Origin of the sequence: Pseudomonas sp. CIP-10 (assembly GCF_020911845.1) — a bacterium.
GTDB classification, from domain to species: domain Bacteria; phylum Pseudomonadota; class Gammaproteobacteria; order Pseudomonadales; family Pseudomonadaceae; genus Aquipseudomonas; species Aquipseudomonas alloputida.
Genome location: NZ_CP087160.1, coordinates 3,602,189 through 3,622,450, shown reverse-complemented (window position 1 = coordinate 3,622,450; position 20,262 = coordinate 3,602,189). Strand labels below are relative to the sequence as shown.

At 64.4% G+C, this 20,262-nt stretch carries 13 protein-coding genes; 7 read left to right on the top strand and 6 right to left on the bottom strand.

The window, feature by feature from the left end; translation table 11 throughout:
• Positions 1-64: 64 nt before the first annotated feature.
• The 3 genes from LMH93_RS16395 to LMH93_RS16385 all read right to left on the bottom strand — a co-directional run bounded on the left by LMH93_RS16395 (position 65) and on the right by LMH93_RS16385 (position 4,715).
• Positions 65-1,438, bottom strand: coding sequence for an 8-oxoguanine deaminase (locus LMH93_RS16395; protein WP_230064379.1), 1,374 nt, complete (start codon positions 1,436-1,438; stop codon positions 65-67).
• 160 nt (positions 1,439-1,598) lie between these two features.
• Complete coding sequence (locus LMH93_RS16390; protein ID WP_003250840.1) at positions 1,599-3,179, bottom strand: aldehyde dehydrogenase (NADP(+)); 1,581 nt, start codon at positions 3,177-3,179, stop codon at positions 1,599-1,601.
• Between the two features lie 153 nt (positions 3,180-3,332).
• Complete coding sequence (locus LMH93_RS16385) at positions 3,333-4,715, bottom strand: APC family permease (protein ID WP_012052810.1); 1,383 nt, start codon at positions 4,713-4,715, stop codon at positions 3,333-3,335.
• Positions 4,716-4,997: 282 nt separating this feature from the next.
• On the opposite strand from LMH93_RS16385, the gene LMH93_RS16380 reads away from it, so the two are divergent.
• From LMH93_RS16380 to LMH93_RS16365, 4 genes are all read left to right on the top strand, one after another.
• Positions 4,998-5,840: a helix-turn-helix transcriptional regulator gene (locus tag LMH93_RS16380; RefSeq protein WP_014859221.1), complete on the top strand. Its 843-nt coding sequence runs from the start codon at positions 4,998-5,000 to the stop codon at positions 5,838-5,840.
• Positions 5,841-5,882: 42 nt separating this feature from the next.
• Positions 5,883-7,265, top strand: a complete 1,383-nt coding sequence (locus tag LMH93_RS16375; RefSeq protein WP_003250846.1) for an aspartate aminotransferase family protein — start codon at positions 5,883-5,885, stop codon at positions 7,263-7,265.
• A gap of 194 nt (positions 7,266-7,459) precedes the next feature.
• The gene (locus LMH93_RS16370) at positions 7,460-8,953 is read left to right on the top strand and encodes an aldehyde dehydrogenase (RefSeq protein WP_230064378.1); all 1,494 of its coding nucleotides are present in this window, start codon (positions 7,460-7,462) and stop codon (positions 8,951-8,953) included.
• A gap of 152 nt (positions 8,954-9,105) precedes the next feature.
• Positions 9,106-12,012 (top strand): HD domain-containing phosphohydrolase, encoded by a 2,907-nt coding sequence (locus LMH93_RS16365; protein ID WP_230064377.1) that lies wholly within the window; start codon positions 9,106-9,108, stop codon positions 12,010-12,012.
• 108 nt (positions 12,013-12,120) lie between these two features.
• Here the strand turns inward: LMH93_RS16365 and LMH93_RS16360 are convergent, their stop codons facing one another.
• Complete coding sequence (locus tag LMH93_RS16360; RefSeq protein WP_230064376.1) at positions 12,121-13,833, bottom strand: FAD-dependent oxidoreductase; 1,713 nt, start codon at positions 13,831-13,833, stop codon at positions 12,121-12,123.
• Between the two features lie 194 nt (positions 13,834-14,027).
• Here LMH93_RS16360 and LMH93_RS16355 point away from each other — a divergent pair, with 194 nt between their 5' ends.
• The 3 genes from LMH93_RS16355 to LMH93_RS16345 all read left to right on the top strand — a co-directional run bounded on the left by LMH93_RS16355 (position 14,028) and on the right by LMH93_RS16345 (position 16,840).
• Entirely contained in the window at positions 14,028-14,804 is a 777-nt protein-coding gene (locus LMH93_RS16355; protein WP_003250853.1) for an IclR family transcriptional regulator, read from the top strand.
• A gap of 138 nt (positions 14,805-14,942) precedes the next feature.
• Positions 14,943-15,995 (top strand): Gfo/Idh/MocA family protein, encoded by a 1,053-nt coding sequence (locus LMH93_RS16350; RefSeq protein WP_003250855.1) that lies wholly within the window; start codon positions 14,943-14,945, stop codon positions 15,993-15,995.
• Between the two features lie 29 nt (positions 15,996-16,024).
• Positions 16,025-16,840 (top strand): sugar phosphate isomerase/epimerase family protein, encoded by an 816-nt coding sequence (locus tag LMH93_RS16345; protein ID WP_230064375.1) that lies wholly within the window; start codon positions 16,025-16,027, stop codon positions 16,838-16,840.
• Positions 16,841-16,994: 154 nt separating this feature from the next.
• Here the strand turns inward: LMH93_RS16345 and LMH93_RS16340 are convergent, their stop codons facing one another.
• The gene (locus tag LMH93_RS16340; protein WP_003250858.1) at positions 16,995-18,320 is read right to left on the bottom strand and encodes an MFS transporter; all 1,326 of its coding nucleotides are present in this window, start codon (positions 18,318-18,320) and stop codon (positions 16,995-16,997) included.
• Between the two features lie 241 nt (positions 18,321-18,561).
• Positions 18,562-20,250, bottom strand: coding sequence for an FAD-dependent oxidoreductase (locus LMH93_RS16335; protein WP_185280227.1), 1,689 nt, complete (start codon positions 20,248-20,250; stop codon positions 18,562-18,564).
• Between the last annotated feature and the right edge of the window lie 12 nt (positions 20,251-20,262).

The window sequence follows — 20,262 nt, the reverse complement described above, 5'->3', positions numbered from 1 at the left end:
GCGCAGCCCAAAGGGCTGCGCATGCCCTTCATTCAACCCGGCGATGCCGAGCTGATACCTGCCCTCAAGTGCCACTGACCAGCTGATGGGCCAGCTGGTTGTGGCGTTCCAGTACGCGCGGCAGGTCGACGGTGACCAGCTGGCCGTCTTTCACCACGACGCGGCCGTTGATCACGCTGGTATGCACCTGGGTCGGGGTGCAGAACACCAGTGCCGCCAATGGGTCATGGTGGCCGCCGGCATACGCCACATGGCCCAGGTCGAAGGCGACGAAATCGGCGACCATGCCCGGGGCCAGGGCGCCGATATCATTGCGGTTGAGCACTTTCGCGCCACCCAGGGTGGCAATCTCCAGCGCTTCGCGTGCGGTCATCGCGTCAGGGCCAAAGCCCACCCGTTGCAGCAGCAGGGCCTGGCGCACTTCACCGATCATGCTGGCGCCGTCGTTGGAGGCAGAGCCATCGACGCCCAGGCCCACTGGTACGCCGTGGTCGCGCATCTTGCGTACCGGGGCGATGCCCGAGGCCAGCCGCATGTTCGAGCATGGGCAGTGGGCGACGCCGGTGCCGGTGCGGGCGAACAGCTCAATGCCGTGCTGGTCGAGCTGCACGCAGTGGGCATGCCATACATCATGGCCGACCCAGCCAAGGTCTTCGGCGTACTCGGCAGGGGTCATGCCGAACTTCTCGCGGCTGTAGGCGATGTCGTTGACGTTCTCGGCCAGGTGGGTGTGCAGCGACACCCCATACTGGCGCGCCAGCACGGCAGCTTCGCGCATCAGGTCGCGGCTGACCGAGAACGGCGAGCATGGCGCGACCACGATACGGCGCATCGAGCCGTGGCTGGCATCGTGGTAGTCCTCGATCAGGCGTTGCGATTCCTTGAGGATGTCGGCTTCCTTTTCCACCACCGCGTCAGGTGGCAGGCCGCCTTGGCTCTGCCCCACGCTCATGCTGCCGCGCGCGGCGTGGAAGCGCATGCCGATCTCGGCCGCCGCGTGGATGCTGTCGTCGAGCTTGCAGCCGTTGGGGTAGATATACAGATGGTCGCTGGAGGTGGTGCAGCCGGACAGGATCAGCTCGGCCATGGCGGTCTGGGTCGACACCGCGATCATCTCGGGGGTCAGGCGCGCCCAGATCGGGTACAGGTTGGTCAACCAGTTGAACAGCTCGCCGTCCTGAGCTGCCGGTACCACGCGGGTGAGGCTCTGGTACATGTGGTGGTGGGTGTTGACCAGGCCTGGGATGACCACCTTGCCGGCCATGTCCAGAACCACGTCGGCGTGTTGCGGCAGGGTATCGCTGGGGCCGACTTGCTTGATCAGGTTGCCCTCGATGAACAGGCCGCCGTTCTTGATTTCGCGGCGTTCGCCGTCCATGGTGACCAGCAGTGCGGCGTTTTTGACGAGGAGCGTTTTTGCAGGGTTTGTAGATGACATGGTGCAAGCCTGCGCAATACGCATCGGCGATTACCGATGTCATAGGCGCTCGGTATTGTAAGCAAGCTTTTTACTGATTGTATACAGCTCGAAGCGCCAGTGGCGGCCTCTTGGCGGCTAGAGCCGCGAAGAGGCCGGCACGGGTTGCAGCCATGAAAGATCACACCGCCTCGCGGCTGCTCACACCCTCCAGCAACCGGGCAATCCCCAGCGGGTTAGCGTTTTTCAACGCATCCGGCAGCAGTGCGTCCGGGTAGTTCTGGAAGCACACCGGGCGCAGGAAGCGGTCGATGGCCAAGGTGCCGACCGAAGTGCCGCGGGCGTCGGAGGTGGCCGGGTAGGGGCCGCCATGCACCATGGCATCGGAAACCTCCACGCCGGTCGGGTAGCCATTGAGCAGCAAGCGCCCGGCCTTGCGTTCCAGCAGCGGCACCAGTGAGGCAAAGGCGTGCAGGTCGTCAGGTTCGGCAATCAGGGTGGCGGTCAGCTGACCTTGCAGGTGACGCAATGCTTCGGCCAGTTGCTGGGCATCGGCCACTTCAACCACCACGGTGCAAGGGCCGAACACTTCTTCCTGCAACAGCGGGTCGCCATTGAGCAGCAGGCTCACGTCGGCCTTGAACAACTGCGGCTGAGCCTGGTTACCCGTTTGCGGTTGACCGGCCAGATGCTGGATACCCGGGTGCGCCAGCAAGTGCTGCACAGCGTTCTGGTAGCTGCGCAGGGTGCCCGCGTTGAGCATGGTCTGCGGGCCTTGGTCGGCCATGCGTGCCACCAGCGTTTGCAGGAAATGCTCGAAGTGTGGCGACCGGATACCCACCACCAGGCCCGGGTTGGTGCAGAACTGCCCGCAGCCCAGCACCACCGAGGCGGCCAGCTCGGTCGCCACTTGCTCACCGCGAGCCTGCAGAGCCTGCGGCAGCACGATCACCGGGTTGATACTGCTCATTTCGGCGAACACAGGGATCGGCTGCGGGCGCGCTGCGGCCATGTCGCACAGGGCGCGGCCACCGCGCAGCGAGCCGGTAAAGCCGACTGCCTGGATGGCTGGGTGCTTGACCAGCGCTTCGCCCACACCGGCACCGTAGATCATGTTGAAAACGCCTGCCGGCATACCGCTGCCGGTCACTGCTCGGTCGATGGCCGCGGCCACATGGGCCGCAGTGAGCATGTGCCCGCTGTGTGCCTTGAACACCACCGGGCAGCCGGCGGCCAGCGCCGAAGCGGTGTCACCGCCAGCGGTGGAGAAGGCCAGAGGGAAGTTGCTGGCGCCGAACACGGCCACCGGGCCCACGCCGATGCGGTACTGGCGCAGGTCCGGGCGCGGCAGCGGGGTGCGCTGGGGCAGGGCGCGGTCGATGCGTGCAGCGTAGAAGTCGCCACGCCGTACCACCTCGGCAAACAGGCGCAGCTGGTTGCTGGTGCGGCTGCGTTCGCCGCGGATGCGTGCTTCAGGCAGTGCGGTTTCGCGCATCACGTCCTGGATGAAGTCATCACCCAACGCGTCCAGTTCGCTGGCGATCGCGTCGAGAAAAGCGGCGCGCTGGTCCGGGCGGGTGCTGCGGTAGCTCGGGTAGGCCACCTCGGCGGCCTGCGCGGCGGCCTCCACCTCGTCGCCGGTCGCCTGGTGGAAGGCGTAGGGCAGTGCTTCACCGGTGTGGGCGTCGAGGCTGTGCAGCAGCACGTCACCGTGGCCACTGAGCTGGCCGGCGATGTGGTTCAGGCGGTGTTCGATGGACATTTCGTTTCCCGTTGGCAATGACAATCGTTGGTCAGGACTGTAGGGGGCGAACGGGGGGCTGAATAATGATTAATCCGGATCGGGTGATAACGAGCAGTTATCACCCGGGTTCTCGCGATGCCCTGCAGGAGCGGTCATGCAAGGCGTCAGGGCTCACTCGGCCATCTGCAACTCTGGCAGCTTCACGCGCAACGCCCGGGTCAGCCCCAGTAGCACCAACAGGCCCAGGCCCATCCAGCACAGGCCGATGGTGAACGACAGGCTGGTCAGGCTGCTCCATAGCCACAGCGTGCTGAGAAAGCCCAGGCCGGGAATGGCGCCGTACAGCAGGCAGTTGCGGCAACCGCGCAGTTTCTGGTCAACCAGGTAGTGCTTGACCACTGCCAGGTTCACCGCTGAAAAGGCGAACAGTGCGCCAAAGCTGATCATGTTCGCCACGGTATCCAGGGTAATCACCAGGGCGATCAGCGACAGCAGGCTGACCACCAGGATGGCAGTGGCCGGCACGCGCTTTTTCGTCACCAGCTGGCCGAATGCCCGCGGCAATGCGCCGTCGCGGCCCATGGCGAACAGTACGCGCGACACGCTGGCCTGGGACACCATGGCCGAGGCGAAGCAGCCGGCCACGTAGGTCGCGGTGAAGGCGGTTACCAGCAGCTCGCCGCCCACCCGGCGCATCACGTCGACCGACGCCGAATCCGGATCGGCGAAGCTGCCCCAATCGGGGAACACCATCTGTGCGCAATAAGACACCACCAGAAACAGCAGGCCGCCGATCAACGACACCGCCAGAATCGCCACGGGAATGCGGTAGGTCGGGTTACTGGTTTCCTCAGCCATGGTCGATACCGCATCGAAGCCGAGGAACGACAGGCACAGCACGGCGGCGCCGGTCATGATCAACGGCACGCTGAAGCCTTCGTGGTGCAAGGGGGCCAGCAGCGACACCGGCTCCGCCTGTCCGCTGAGCTTGAGAATGGACAGGGCGACGAAGACGATGATGAACACCAATTGCACCACCACCAGGATCCAGTTGACTCGGGTGATCGACTCGATGCCGATCAGGTTGAGGAAGGTGACCAGGGCAATGGAGCCCGCCACCCACACCCAGGCATGGATGGTCGGGAAGTATTCCGACATGTAGATGCCAATCAGCAGGTAGCTGAGCAGCGGCAGAAAGATGTAATCGAGCAGCAGTGTCCAACCGGTGATGAAGCCGATATGGCTGCCGAAGGCCTTGCGCGTGTAGGTGTAGACCGAGCCGGAGTAGGGGTGGGCCTGGACCATGCGGCCGTAACTGTAGGCGGTCAGCAGCATGGCGGCGAGCGTGAGCAGGTAGGCGGTGGGCAGGTGCCCTTTGGTCATCTGGGTGACCAGCCCGTAGGTGGTGAATACGGCCAGGGGCACCATGTAGGCCAGGCCAAACAGCACCAGGGCGGTCATGCTCATGGACTTGCGGAAGCGGCCGGTGCTGGTGCCGGGTTGCGAGGGTGCATGCGGGGCGGGGCTATGGGCTGTACTTGTTGTTGTATGCATTGCTAACTCCTGAAAAGGGATGCAGGACACCGCGGCAGGCGAGCAGGCTCGCAACCGTTAGGTGCTGTGCAAGGAGGTCGAGCGGAAAGCTCGCAGCGCTGGGGCGGGTTGATGCTCCCACACCCTGCAGGCACCCGGAATCACCCTTTGGGGTGAGCGGCCACTGCCCTTGCCCGGCTCACCCCAAAGGGTGATTCCGGTGCCTGCAGCCCCGTGGGAGTATCTGCTCAACGACGCACCGCACCGGCGGCGGTGCCACTGAGAAGAAACGGCAGGCTTACAGTGACTAATCAATTGCTTTCAGCACAATGGTTCGAGCACCAGGCCAAGGTCACCGAGGCGATCGGCCGGCCGGGCTTTGCCGCCAGCCTGTTTGCTGCATTGAGTGTGATACGGCCGATCCAGGCGACCACGGTGTACCTGTACCCGCACGACGGCATGCCCTGTGCGCTGTTCGAGCAGGATGACAAGGCACCTTGGCAGCCCGAGGGCAATGTCAGCCGCTACCTGTCGGGCTTCTACCTGCTTGACCCGTTCTACGGTGCTTGTGTGGAACAGGTCGAATCCGGCTGCTACGGCCTGTTCGAAGTGGCGCCCGATCACTTCGAGGTCAGCGAATACTACCAATCGTTCTACCGCCACTCGCACCTGGAGGACGAACTCAACTACATCCTGCAGGTGGCGCCCGGGCAAAGCCTGGCGGTGTCGCTGGCCTTCACCGACAAGCTGGATGGGCAAAGCCGCACGCGGTTCGGGCTCATCACGCCTTGGGTACTGGCGGTACTCGGCAAGCATTTTGCCGGGCTGGACAGCCGCGCAGGGCGCTTCGAGAACATCCTCGAGCAACGTATTCATGCCGCGCTGAACAATTTCGGCAGCTCGCTGCTGACCGAGCGTGAATGCCGTATCGCCCAGCTGATCCTGCGTGGTCACTCGACCAGGTCGCTGGCCGAGCGGCTGGGGGTGTCGGAAGACACCATCAAGTCGCACCGCAAGAACGTCTACGTCAAGCTCGACATCGGCACCCAGTCCGAACTGTTCTCCCTGTTCATCGACGCACTGGCCAATGCCCAGGGCGTGCTGGGCAAGGACCCGCTGGAAAGCTACATGGGCAAGCTGCGCTGAGCGCCAGCTGCCCTGCAACCCCACCGCAAAGGAAAACCAACAATGAACGCGCCTTTCGCCCCGCAACGCCAGACCCGTGACTATCAGGCAGCCGATGCCGCCCACCACATTCATGCCTTCCTCGACCAGAAGGCGCTGAACGCCGAAGGGCCGCGGGTGATCGTCGGTGGCGAACGCCTGCACCTGTGGGACAGCGAGGGCAAGCGTTACTTGGATGGCATGTCCGGCCTGTGGTGCACCCAGCTCGGTTATGGCCGTCGTGACCTGACGGCCGCCGCAGCCACGCAGATGGATCAGCTGGCCTACTACAACATGTTTTTCCACACCACCCACCCGGCGGTGATCGAACTGTCCGAGTTGCTGTTCAGCCTGCTGCCGGGGCACTACAGCCACGCGATCTACACCAACTCCGGCTCCGAGGCCAACGAGGTACTGATCCGCACCGTGCGTCGCTACTGGCAGGTGGTTGGCCAGCCAGGCAAGAAAATCATGATCGGCCGCTGGAACGGCTACCACGGCTCGACCCTGGCGGCCACGGCGCTGGGCGGGATGAAGTTCATGCACGACATGGGCGGGCTGATTCCGGATGTGGCACACATCGACGAACCTTACTGGTACGCCGAGGGCGGTGAACTGACCCCGGCCGAGTTCGGCCGCCGCTGCGCCCTGCAGCTGGAGGAAAAGATCCTCGAACTGGGTGCCGAGAACGTTGCCGGCTTCATTGCCGAACCCTTCCAGGGGGCCGGCGGCATGATCTTCCCGCCGGAAAGCTACTGGCCGGAAATCCAGCGTATCTGCCGCCAGTACGACGTGCTGCTGTGCGCCGATGAGGTGATCGGTGGCTTTGGCCGCACCGGCGAATGGTTCGCCCATGAATACTTCGGCTTCGAGCCCGACACCCTGTCGATTGCCAAGGGCCTGACCAGCGGCTATGTGCCCATGGGCGGCCTGGTGCTGAGCAAGCGCATTGCCGAGGCGTTGGTGGAGCGCGGCGGGGTATTTGCCCACGGCCTGACCTATTCCGGCCACCCGGTGGCGGCGGCAGTGGCCATCGCCAACCTGAAGGCGCTGCGTGACGAAGGCATCGTGCGCCAGGTGAAGGACGACACGGGGCCGTACCTGCAGCGCATTCTGCGCGAAGTGTTTGCCGATCACCCATTGATCGGCCAGGTGCAAGGGGCCGGGCTGGTGGCGGCGCTGCAGTTTGCCGAGCACAAGCCGACGCGCAAGCGCTTTGCCAACGAGAACGACCTGGCCTGGCAGTGCCGCACCTTTGGTTTCGAGGAAGGGGTGATCATTCGCTCGACCCTGGGCCGGATGATCATGGCCCCGGCCTTGATCGCCAACCACAGCGAGCTGGATGAGCTGGTGGAGAAGACCCGGATAGCCGTAGACCGCACGGCGCGGCTGGTCGGCAAGCTCTAAGCCTTCTGGGGGCGCTTCGCGCCCCGATCGCGACGCAAGGCCGCTCCCACAGCAATCGCGTCGCTTGCAGGGGCAACGCTGTTCTTGTGGGAGCGGCCTTGTGTCGCGATTGGGCTGCAAAGCAGCCCCGGCGATTCATCCGTGGGACGACGCCCCCATCCAAAAGATTGCTCCAATGCTTACCAGGAGTACACATGTATACCCTCGAATTCTGGCAACAGCGCGCTTCGGATCTGTACCTGCCATCCCAGGCGCTTATCAGCGGCAAACCCGTCAACGCACAGGATGGCGCCACCTTCGCAGCCATCAACCCCGCCACCCACAACGTAATGGCACAGGTTACCGCCTGCGGCCAGGCCGAGGTCGACCTGGCCGTCGCCAGCGCCCGTCGAGCCTTTGAGCACGGCCCCTGGCCGCGCATGGCGCCGGGCGAGCGCAAGAAGGTGCTGTTGCGCCTGGCCGAGCTGATCATGGCCCATCGTGAAGAACTGGCCTTGCTGGACTCGCTGAACATGGGCAAGCCGGTGATGGACGCCTACACCATCGACGTGCCGGGCTCGGCACATGTGTTCGGCTGGTACGGCGAAGCGCTGGACAAGCTGTACGACCAGGTGGCGCCCACGGCGCCCACGGCGCTGGCCACCATCACCCGCGAAGCCCTCGGCGTGGTCGCGGCCGTGGTGCCGTGGAACTTCCCCCTCGACATGGCCGCCTGGAAGCTGGCCCCGGCGCTGGCTGCCGGTAACAGCGTGGTACTCAAGCCCGCCGAGCAATCACCGTTTTCGGCCCTGCGCCTGGCCCAACTGGCGCTGGAAGCGGGGTTGCCGGAAGGTGTACTGAACGTAGTGCCGGGCCTGGGCGAGCAGGCCGGGCAGGCGCTGGGCCTGCACCCGGATGTGGACTGCCTGGTATTCACCGGCTCCACCCAGGTGGGCAAGTACTTCATGCAGTACTCGGCGCAGTCCAACCTCAAGCAGGTGTGGCTGGAGTGCGGCGGCAAGAGCCCAAACCTGGTGTTCGACAACTGCCAGGACCTGGACCTGGCGGCGGAAAAGGCCGCCTTCGGCATTTTCTTCAACCAGGGGGAGGTGTGTTCGGCCAACTCGCGGCTGTACGTGCAGCGTGCCATCCACGATGAGTTCATCGAGCGCCTGCAGGCCAAGGCTCGCCAGTGGCTGCCCGGTAACCCGCTGGATCCGGCGAGCCGCGCCGGGGCCATTGTCGATGCCGAGCAGACCGGCCGCATCGAGGCCGCCATCGTGCGTGCCGGGCAAGAGGGCGCGCGATTGGTGTGTGGCGGCCGACGCCTGACCGTCGAAGGTTCGGACAACTACATCGAGCCGACCATTTTTGCCGGTGTCGACGGCCGCATGAGCCTGGCGCGGGAGGAGGTGTTCGGCCCGGTGCTGGCGGTCAGCGCCTTCGACACCGAAGAAGAAGCGGTGCGCCTGGCCAACGACAGCATCTATGGCCTGGCAGCCTCGGTGTGGAGCGACGACTTCAACCAGGTGCACCGGGTAGCGCGGGCGTTGAAAGCCGGTACCGTATCGGTGAACACGGTCGATGCGCTGGATGTGACGGTGCCGTTCGGTGGGGGCAAGCAGTCGGGGTTTGGCCGTGATCTGTCACTGCATTCGTTCGACAAGTATTCGCAGCTCAAGACCACCTGGTACCAGTTGCGCGACTGATTTCCTGATCATGGCCCACGTCGCCTGCGTCGCGGTACAAAGCCTTGCACGATCGTCTGTAAACGTGTTGCCGACCCGGCAGAACGCTCACATGCACTCTACACTGCTGCAGACATCAGCCAAGGCAATGTGCCGCACATGGAGTACCTGGGATGGGCTGCGTGTCGACGGGGCGTGTCGTTGGCAATAGAGGACGTGGTATTTCACTGCAGTGGCTGGTGGCGCTGGCCATCGTGCTGGGCATGCTGCTGCTCGGCGCTGCCCTGGCCTGGCAGGGGTACCGCGGTATTCGCCAAACCCTTGTGGCTGCTGCTGGCGATGCCGCCCAGCAGGTTGCCAAGACGATCGACGAGCGCGCCAGGCGCCTGATCGAGCCTGCGCAAAGCAGCATTCGCCTGCTTGCCCACAACCCGACTGTGCACACCCAGGCACAGCGCCTGGATCGGCTGCCACAACTGGTGGAAATGCTGGACGCCAACCGCATGCTCAGCGCCGCCTATCTGGGTTACCCCAGCGGCGAGTTCCTGCTGGTGCGTCGCCTGCATGACCCGCAGCTGATGCAGCGTTTCGCCGCTCCACCGGGCACGGCATTTCTGGTGCAGAGCGTCAGCCATGGCGAGGGCGCCAAGGTGCAGGGCGAGTGGCGTTTTTATGATCGGGCGCTGAACCTGTTGCAGGCCCAGGCCAAACCTGACTATCGCTACGATCCACGCCTGCGCCCCTGGTTCGCTGACGCCACGGTACAACCCGCTACTGTACTGACCCGCCCTTATGTGTTCTTCACCACCCGCGAGGTCGGCTTGACCATGGCCCAACGTAGCGTCGACGGTGGCGCCGTGATCGGCCTGGATGTCTCGGTCAACGACTTGGCCAGCGAGGCTCAGGACCTGCGCATGACCCCGGGTACCGAGATCGTGGTGGTCGATGACCAGGGCAACGTTGTGGCCTATCCGGACCCGCAGCGGGCAATCGTGCACGAAGGGCAAGGCGTGCGCCTGTCGCGTGTCGCCGAGCTGGGCGCTCCCAGCCTGGCGCGGCTATACGCTGACCTGCCCAAGGGCAACCAGCCTCAGCCTTATCAGGTGGATGGCCAGACCTGGTATGGCATTCGTGTGCATCTGACCACCCTGGCCGGGCACGACTTGTACGTGCTGATTGCCGTACCCGGCCACGAGTTACTGGTGGGGGCGCGCAAAGTCTTGTACGAGCAGTTGCTCTGGACCGTGGCGCTGATGGCCGTGCTGCTGGTGCTCGGCGGTGTGCTTGGCCAGCGCATTGGCCGCCCGCTGCGGCTGTTGCGCGAGCAGGTTCAAGGCTTGGCCAGTTTTGATTTCAGCCGTGAGGTGGGCGTGCACTCGCGGGTTTCCGAGGTGCGTGAACTGAGCCGCGTGCTGAGCCGCATGTCCGGTACCATTCGCCACTTTCAGGCGATTACCCTTACGCTCAGCCGTGAGCGAAACCTGGAGCGCATGCTCGACGGCGTGCTGAACCATCTGGTAGAAGCTGCCGGGGGCGACGCCGGCGGGGTTTACCTGTATGACGCTGAACAGGCTTTGCTGCGCCTGGCCGCCTCGTGCCGCGGTGAACACTACCCAAGCGAGCTGGCAGTGGATGAGGGCGCCCGGCAGCACTTGGCTGTAACAGTGACCCAGGCCCTCGGCCTGCATGAGCGCAGTCTGGCCGTGGTGCTGAATGACCGTAGCCAGGCACTGTTGGGTATCCTGGTCCTGCAAATGGACGAAGAGCAGGCGCAGGAGCGGGTGGGCGAGGCATTCCGGCGCTTTGTCGAGGAATTGTCCGGAGTGGCTGCGGTGGCTATCGAAACCCGCCAGTTGGTCGAAGCCCAGCAACGCCTGCTGGACGCCATGATCAAGCTGCTGGCAGACGCCATCGATGCCAAGAGCCCCTATACCGGTGGCCACTGCGAGCGGGTGCCTCAGCTGGCGCAGATGCTGCTGGATCAGGCAGTGGCAGCCGACAGCGGCCCGTTCGCCAGCTTCAGCATGACCGAGGCAGAACGGTACGAGTTCCGTGTGGCAGCGTGGCTGCACGATTGTGGCAAGGTCACCAGCCCCGAGTACGTGGTGGACAAGGCGACCAAGCTGGAGACCCTGTACAACCGCATCCACGAAGTCCGCATGCGTTTCGAAGTGCTGTGGCGCGATGCGGAGCTGGCCTACTGGCAAGGCCTGGCCAGTGGCGCCGACCAGCAGGTGCTGAAAGCCGCACTGCAGCGAAGCCAGGCCGAGCTGCAGGACGACTTCGCTTTCGTCGCCCAGGCCAACATCGGCGGCGAGTTCATGCAGGACACCGATATCCAGCGTTTGCAGGTGATCGGCAAGCGCCGCTGGCTGCGCCATTTCGATAACCGCCTGGGCATCTCCCGTGACGAGGCGGAACGCCTTGTCGGCGTGCCGCAGCCTGCACTGCCGACAGAGGAGCCATTGCTGGCTGATCGCCCCGAGCACTGCGTGCACTGGGGCACCCGCACGCCGCCGGTGGTCAAGGACGACCCGCGTAATATCTGGGGGTTCGACATGCACCTGCCAGGCCACGCCAGCAACTACGGCGAGTTGTACAACCTGTCGATCCGCCGTGGCACGCTGACTGACGAAGAACGCTTCAAGATCAACGAACACATCGTGCAGACCATCATCATGCTCAGCGCACTGCCGCTCCCGCGCCAGCTCAAGCGGGTACCCGACATCGCCGGCAACCACCACGAAAAGATGAACGGCAGCGGCTATCCGCGCCGCCTGGGCGGGCAGGACCTGGGCATCGCCGAGCGGGTGATGGCGATTGCCGACATCTTCGAAGCACTGACGGCAGCAGACCGGCCTTACAAACCCCCGAAGACGCTGTCCGAATCGGTGAAGATCCTGGTGGCCATGGCCCGCGAGGGGCACGTCGACGGGCAACTGCTACAACTGTTCCTCAGCAGCGGGGTATACCGCCAATATGCCGAGCGCTTCCTGCGCACCGAGCAGATTGACGAGGTGGATGTGGTCTACTGGCTGGCGCAGATTCAGGAGCGCAGCGCAGCGAGACCTGTGAGCTGAGGGACGACAGCGCTGAAAAATCAGACCGCGTGGCGCTCGATTCAAGCGCCACGGCCTTTCCCTGCGTCCTCCTGCAGAGCGCCGACCACCCGGGTATTGTGGGTCAGCTCACTCATACCCCTGCACCCCGGCAATGTGCCGCCCGGCGACATAGCCAAAGGTCAGCGCCGGCCCCAGGTTGATGCCACCCGACGGGTACCAGCCACCAAACACGCTGGCCATGTCGGTACCTGCTGCGTACAGGCCTGCAATCGGTTGCCCGGCCTCATCCAGTACACGGGCATTGCCGTCGGTGCGCAACCCGGCGAAGGTGCCAAAACAGCCGGGCTTTACTTTCACCGCATAGAACGGCCCGTGCTCGATGGGCGCCACGCACGGGTTAGGGCCCTTGTGCTGTGGGTCACCCTGCTTGCGGTTGAACGGCGTGGAACCGCGGCCAAACGCCGGGTCCTGGCCGTTACGGGCATGGTTATTGAAGTCAGTGACCGTGGCGCGCAGCCCAGACGGGTCAATGCCGCAGGCCTGGGCGAGCTGCTCGAGCGTGGCGCCGCGTTTCAGGTAGCCGTTGCGCACATGCGGCCCTACCGGCAGCGGTGCCGGGCGGGCATGCCCCAGGCCATAGCGGCGCAAGAAGCGATGATCGCAAACCAGCCACGAGCACACCTCCTGGCCCTGCGGCACTGCAGCGACCATGGCCGACACATAGTCGTAATAGCCATGCGCTTCGTTGACGAAACGCTTGCCGTTGGCCAGCACACCGATAACGCCCGGTTTGCCGCGCTCGATAATGTGCGGGAAGTGGCCGACGCTGCCGTCGCGATACGGCACCTGTGAAACCGGTGCCCAGGCCACCGGCGACTTCAGGTCGGTGGCAACCACACCGCCGGCGGATTCGCCCAGGCACAGGCCATCGCCAGAACACCCCTTGGGCGGCAGCGCCAGGTTGTCGTGGCCGCTGGCATCGCGCGGGAACAGTTGCTGGCGCCGGGCGTTGTCATTGGGGAAACCACCTGCCGCCAGCACCACGGCCTTGGCGCGGATCAGCTGCTCGCCCTGTGGCGTCGCGACCCACGCCCCGCGTACCTGGCCATTCTCGATCAGCAGGCGTTTGGCCGGCGCCGACGCTTGCAGGCGCACACCCAGGTCCTGTGCCGATTTAGCCAGGCGCGCCACCAGTGCCACACCGTTGACCAGGTGCATGGCCCGACCATGGCGGGCCAGGTGGTACAGGTGGCGGCCAAAGCGCTTGCACACGTGCAGCAGGGCTTTGGGTGAGCGGGTCATGTTGAGGAAGGCGGCAAGGTCGGCACCGGCCATGATCGGCATGCCCATGAACGAGGTTTCGCGCATGGTCTTGCGCAAGCGTGGCAGCAGGGCGCCAACCTCGCGGGCATCGTAGGGCGCGGCGATCACCTGGTGGCCGCCAATGGCTGCCCCCGGCGTATCGCCATGCATGTCCGGGATGCCGTTGCCGTCGGCAAACTGCAACGCCGTGTACTTCTCGAAAAACGCCACCATGTGCGGGCACGCCTCAAGGAAGGCATCGACGCGCTCGGCATTGTAGTTTGCCCCCAGCTCATGGCGCAGATAAGTCCGCGGCTGCTCGATGTCTTCCTCGATGCCGGCCCTGCGCGCCAGCGGGTTGCGTGGCACCCAGGCCCAGCCGCCGGACCAGGCGGTGGCACCGCCAAACACCGGTTCTTTCTCCGCCACGATCACCTTCTGCCCATGCCAGGCAGCCGTGACGGCCGCCGCCAGCCCGGCGGCGCCAGAACCTATGACCAGTACATCGCATTCGGTTTCGAGAGGAGCGGAAGGCATTGCGGGTTTCCTGTGCTTTTATTAGAACAATGTTCCACATTCTTATCGGCAGCGGGTGGTCCTGCAAGGTCAGGTTGGTCATGTCAGGCAAGAACTGGGCGATCATCGGACATTCGAGGTGGCCCGAGCTGCGCTGGCTAGCGACGATGTGGAATCATCTTCTAGAATCCGCAAAAAAATCAGGGACCTGTGACATGGCTGGTAGTCAGATCGAACGCGCCTTCAGTCTTGTAGAAAGCCTTACCGGTGAACCCCAAGGGCTGCCGTTACAAACCCTGGCCGAGCGCCTGGACATTCCCAAAAGCGCTGCCCACCGCATGCTCACGGAGCTGGTGCGGCTGGGCTACGTGCGCCAGAACCGGGAAAACAGCCGCTATCAGCTGTCGGCCAAGCTGGTAGCGCTGGGCTTTCGTTACCTCGCCAGCAACGGTGCCGACATCATCCAGCCGATTCTTGACCGCCTGGCCCAGGACAGCGGTGAGCTGGTGCGCCTTGGGGTGATCGACGGTGCCCGGCAAACCTGGATCGCCAAGTCTCAGGGGGCCCGCTCCGGGCTGCGCTACGACCCGGATATGGGGCGCGACGCGCCGCTGTTCTATACCGCCTCCGGGCATGCCTGGCTGGCCAGCCTGGACGATGAGCAGGCGCTGCAGATGGTGTTGCGCCAAGGTATTGCCGACCCCGACCAGTTCGGCCCGAACGCGCCACGCTCCACCGACGAGCTGCTCGCCTACCTGCACCGCGCCCGCGAGCGTGGGTATGCCTGGGTCGAGGAGACCTCCGCCATCGGCACCTCAGCCCTGGCCGCAGTGGTACGCCGCCCGCAAAGTGACGAGGTGATCGGCGTGCTGAGCATCGCGGGGCCCAGCGCGCGGCTGGCACAAAGCCGCCTTACCGCGCTGGCACCGCTATTGCTGTCGGCGGCAGAAGAGCTGTCGGCGGCCAGTCCCGCCAGCGAGCTGTTTGCCTGAGAGGATATTCCGGTCGATTACCGCACAGTCTGTTGCGCCCGTTCTTCTGAAAAGCTGAACTTGGTTCTAAATTGTCGAGTATGAATTTTGGAACCCGGTTTCAAAATTTCATAACAACAATGACAAGAGGACAGGCTGTTGAACGCACCCCTTCGTATTGCCTTGATTGGCGCCGGCATTATGGGCCGGCAGCATTACCAGCACTTGCGCAATGTGCCGCAAGCCCAACTGTGTGCGGTAGCCGACCCCGGCCCGCAGGCCGAGGCCTTCGCTGCCGAGTGTGGTGTGCCCTGCTTTGCCGACCACCGGCACATGTTGGCGCATGCGCGCCCCGAGGCAGTGATCGTCGCTAACCCCAACAACCTGCATGTCGCCACCGCCCTGGATTGTGTCGAGGCCGGAGTGCCTGTGCTGGTGGAGAAACCGGTGGGCGTGAACCTGGATGAAGTGCGTGCACTGGTGGAAGCCTCACGCCGCCGAGGTGTGCCGGTGCTTGTAGGGCACCATCGCCGACACAATCCGCTGATCGCCAAGGCGCACCAGGTGATCAACGAAGGCAAGCTGGGCCGTTTGATCAACGTCACCGCGCTGTGGCAACTGCAAAAGCCCGACAGCTATTTCGAAACGCCCTGGCGTCGCGAGCCAGGGGCCGGTTTCTTGCTGACCAACCTGATCCACGACCTTGACCTGTTGCGTTACCTGTGCGGCGAGGTGGTGCAGGTGCAGGCCTTCACCCGCAACGATGTCCGCGGTTTTGCCAACGAAGACAGCGCCGCGGTGCTGCTGCAGTTTGCCAACGGTGCCTTGGGCAGCCTGACCGGGTCCGACGCGGTGGCTGCACCGTGGAGCTGGGAGCTGGATGCTGGCGAAAGCCCTGTGTACCCGCGCCAGGATGGCCAGCCGTGCTATCTGCTGGCCGGTACCCAAGGAGCACTGAGCATTCCCCAGCTCAAGCGCTGGCATTACGCCGAGGCAGGCTCGGGCTGGCATACGCCCCTGTTGCAAAGCTCGGAGAGCATCCCCGCCGGCGAGGCATTGACCCTGCAATTGCAGCATTTTGTGCGGGTTGCCCGGGGTGAACAGGCGCCGCTGATCGACGCTGCCGACGGGGGGCGCACACTGGCGCTGATCGAAGCGATAAGGCAGGCAGCCCAAAGCGGTCGGGCTTGCGCGCCCGAGCACATTGGCTGATACAACCTTACTATGGCGGGTGATGATAAATGACTGATCGAATTTTTTCCCTCGCGGCCCTGACGGTGCTCGAGCTGTCTCCACCGGACATGGTCGAGGCCGCCGCCCGAGCGGGTTACAGCCATGTCGGTCTACGGCTGGTGCCAGCCACCGAACAGGAGCGGCATTTCCCGTTGGTCGCCGATGCCGAACTGCGCCGGCAAACCCAGGCGCGCTTGCGCGACACGGGTATCAAGGTGCTTGACCTGGAGATCCTGCGTCTTGAACCGGCCACCTGTGTGGCCGATTTCGAAGCGATCCTGGCGGTGGGCGCCGGGTTGGGTGGCACTGAATTGCTGGTAGCGGGCAACGACCCTGACGAAGCGCGCCTGACCGAACGCTTTGCCGCATTGTGCGAGCTGGCGGCGCAATACGGCATTCACCCTCACCTGGAGTTCATGCCCTGGACCGACGTACGTGACCTGCGCCAGGCCATGCGGGTGGTGGCCAACGCCGACCGCGTCAATGGCTGCGTACTGGTGGATGCCTTCCACTTCAACCGCTCCGGCTCTTCGCTGGACGACCTGGCGCAGCTGAAGCCGCAGCGCATGCGCTATGCCCAACTGTGTGACGTTGCTGGCCCGGTACCGGCTGACATGGACGAGATCCTGCGCCAGGCGCGTAAGGAGCGACGCTTCCCGGGTGATGGCGACGCCGACCTGGTTGGCCTGTTGCGCGCCTTGCCGCCGAGCGTGCCGCTGAGCCTGGAAATCCCCACGCGGCAATTGCTGGAGCAGGGCATCAGCGGCGAACAGCGCGCGCGCATGGCGCTGGAGAAAGCCAAGGCGGTGTTGGCCACCGTCTGATCGAGCGAACGTGGCGCCTGTCACCGGCTGCGTCACGTTCGTGAGTGAACCCGCTCCCACGCCGAACATTGCCTTGTCGTTGTTTGCTTCTCAAGAAACACCAGGCCAAAAAAAGGGCCCGCAAGGGCCCCGTAGAGGTAAGTAGCTAGCGCTCTCAGGCGCTCTCGACCTTGCGCGGTGCCATGAAATACATCCACACCAGCGCCAGGAAGTACATGGCGGGGATCATGGTAAACAGCACGGCATAGTTGTTGTTGGTAGCGGTCAGCACGCTGCCGACAATCTGCGTCATGAACATCCCGCCAATTGCCGCACACATGCTGCCGAAGCCGAATACGGTGCTCACCAGATGCTTGGGTGTGTAGTCCATCACCAGGCTCCAGATATTCGCCGTCCACGCCTGGTGCGCGCCCACCGCGATCGAGATGGCCGCCACCGCGACCCACAATCCACTGGCGTTGGCGGCAAAGATGACGCTGAGCATGGTGCAGGCAAAGATCAGCATGGACACCAGCCGCGCTGTCGTGGCACGCACGCCACGGCCGATCAGCCACGACGACAGAATGCCACCCCCGATGCTACCGAAGTCTGCCGTCAGCCAGATGATGATCAACGGGATCCCCATCTGGGTCACGTTGATGCCCAGGCTGTATTGCTGGTTCAGGAACGGCGGCAGCCAGTACAGGTAGAACCAGAACACCGGTGCGGTAATCGCATAGGCCACTGCAAAAGCCCAGGTGCCACGCAGGCGCAGGATCCGGCTGAATGGCACGCGGGTTGGCTCGGGCTCGTCATCCTGCTGGATGTACTGCACCTCGCTCTGGCGTACGCGGGGGTGGTCTTCAGGGTTGTAGTACTTCAATACCCACAGCACGACCCACACCAGGCCCAGGCTGCCCATGGCGATGAACGCAGCCTGCCAGCCCCACACAGCCAGGATCAGCGGCAACAGCGCGGGGGTGACCATGGCGCCAACATTGGTACCGGCGTTGAACAGCCCCGTTGCAATGGCCCGCTCACCCGCCGGGAACCACAGGCGCACGGTCTTGACGCAGGCCGGGTAGTTGGCGGCCTCGGTCAGGCCGAGGATGAAGCGGCAAACCATGAAACCTGCCGCCGAGGTGGCCAGGCCGTGGGCCCCCGTGGCCAGGCTCCACAGCAGTACAGCGAAGAAGAAGGCCCGTTTGACCCCGACCTTGTCGATCAGTCGGCCTTGCAGCAGAAAGCCGATGGCATAGCCGACCTGGAACCAGAAATTGATGTTGGCGTAGTCCATCGCCGTCCAGCTCATTTCCTTGGCCAGCACGGGCTGCATGATGCCGAGGGCGGCGCGGTCGATGTAGTTCAGGGTGGTGGCGAAGAACACCAGGGCGAGCATGCCCCAACGGGTCTTGCCGACGCCGAAGGCGCCGCGGAGCTTGTCGCCGATCGAGCCCTGGGACATCCGGGGCGCGGCGGGGGGGATCTTGGAGTGGTTCATAGACTGCTCGTTTCTTGAAATTGTATTCAGCTGCGGTGCTACGGGTACGTGACCGTTTCCCAGGCAGGGGGGCACGCAAGGCCGGTGCATGGTGAGCAGTGAAGACGGCAGCGTCAATTCAAGAGACGGGCTACTGTTCGGTTATCGAACGGTTGCGTTGGCCTGCGGGCGCGGCAGGTATTCACGTCACTGAAGGGTAGAAGGCTTTGGCCCTGGTTGCCTGATGGGCGCAACACCGACATCAATGATGTGCACGGCCCCCGCTCAACGCTCTACCGGCCAGATACCCGAAGGTCATCCCAGGGCCAAGGGTAATGCCGCCGCTCGGGTAGTACCCACCCATCACGCTGTGCATGTCGTTACCCACTGCAAACAACCCGGGTATCGGCTGCCCTGCGTGGTCCAGTACGCGGGCTGAGGCGTCTGTGTCCAGGCCGGCGAAGGTGCCAAGGCTGCCTGGCAGCAGTTTCACCGCATGGAACGGCCCCTTCAGCAACGGCCGAAGCGACGGGTTGGGTGCCTGCTGCGGGTCGCCTTGGGCCCGGTTGTAGGCCGACGCGCCACGTAGAAAGGTAGGGTCTTCACCTTGTGCCGCATGATGGTTGAAGTCCGCCACCGTGCGCTGCAACTGCTCGGCGTCGATCCCGCAGCGCTGCGCCAGTTGCGCCAGGGTAGCGCCGCTGTGCAAATAGCCACTGCGCTGATAGAAGCGGGTAGGGAAGGGAAAGGGCTTGGCCCAACCGATGCCATAGCGTCGTTGCGCAGCATGGTCGCAGATCAGCCAGGCCTCCGGCTGCTCAGCCTGCGGCGTGGCGGCGAACAGCGCGTTCATGAAGTCGTGGTAGCAATCGGCTTCGTTGACGAAGCGCCGACCATCGCGGCGCACGGCGATGAAACCGGGCTTGGCACGGTCGATCAGGTGTGGGAAATGGCCGAAATGGCCATTGCGGCGCGGTACCTGCGATACCGGCGCCCAGGCGCCCCCGTGGGCGCCTGCCGCAGACACCCGCCCACCCGCCTGTTCGCCCAGGCGCAAACCATCACCGCTATTCTCCCTGGGCGCAGCGGAGTAATGCTGGTCACCGTCCGGCGCGTGCGGTATCAGTTGCGAGATACGCTGGCGATCATGCGGGAAGCCACCGCAGGCCAGCACCACACCACGCCGTGCGTAGATCGTTTGGCCATCGGCAAACAGCGCGCCGTTGGCCCGTTCCTCGCACAACAACAGACGGCTGGCCGCTTTCTCGGTCAGCAATGTCACGCCACGATCAAGGGCGCTGCGCAGCAGGCGCGCCACCAGCGCGTTGCCATTGACCAGATGCAGGCCGCGACGGTGCAGCAGCAGGTCTCGGCCATGGCGCAACAGGCGCTTGCCAACATGCAGCGCTGCCTTCGGCGAGCGTGTGGCGTTGAAGAAGGCAGCCATGTCGGCACCTCCGGCAATGCCCATGCCGGCCAGGCTGACGATGTCCAGCGGTGGGCGTAACGTGTGCAGCCAAGGCCCTAGCCGTCGCCCGTCGTAAGGTAATGCACACAGCGAGCGACCACCGCGTGCACTGCCATCGCCTTCACGCATGTCGGGCATACGGCTGCCGCACTGGAACTGCACGGCAGTGTGTTGCTGGAAGAACGCCACCATTTCCGGACCATGGCGCAGGAAGGCGCGTTGACGCGGGTCCAGCTCGCGGGTGTGGGTTTGCGCACGCAGATAGCGCTCCGGGGCATCGTCGGCTTCGACGATGCCTTCGGCGATGGCCAGAGGGTTGCGCGGTATCCACAACCAGCCCCCCGACCAGGCACTGGTGCCGCCCAGCTGGCTGGCTTTTTCCGCGACGACCACTGTCAGGCCGTGATGCGCGGCGGTTACGGCGGCAGCCAGGCCAGAGGCGCCGGAGCCGATGATGAGTACGTCACATTCAAGGGGGGGCATGGAAGGGGTCCG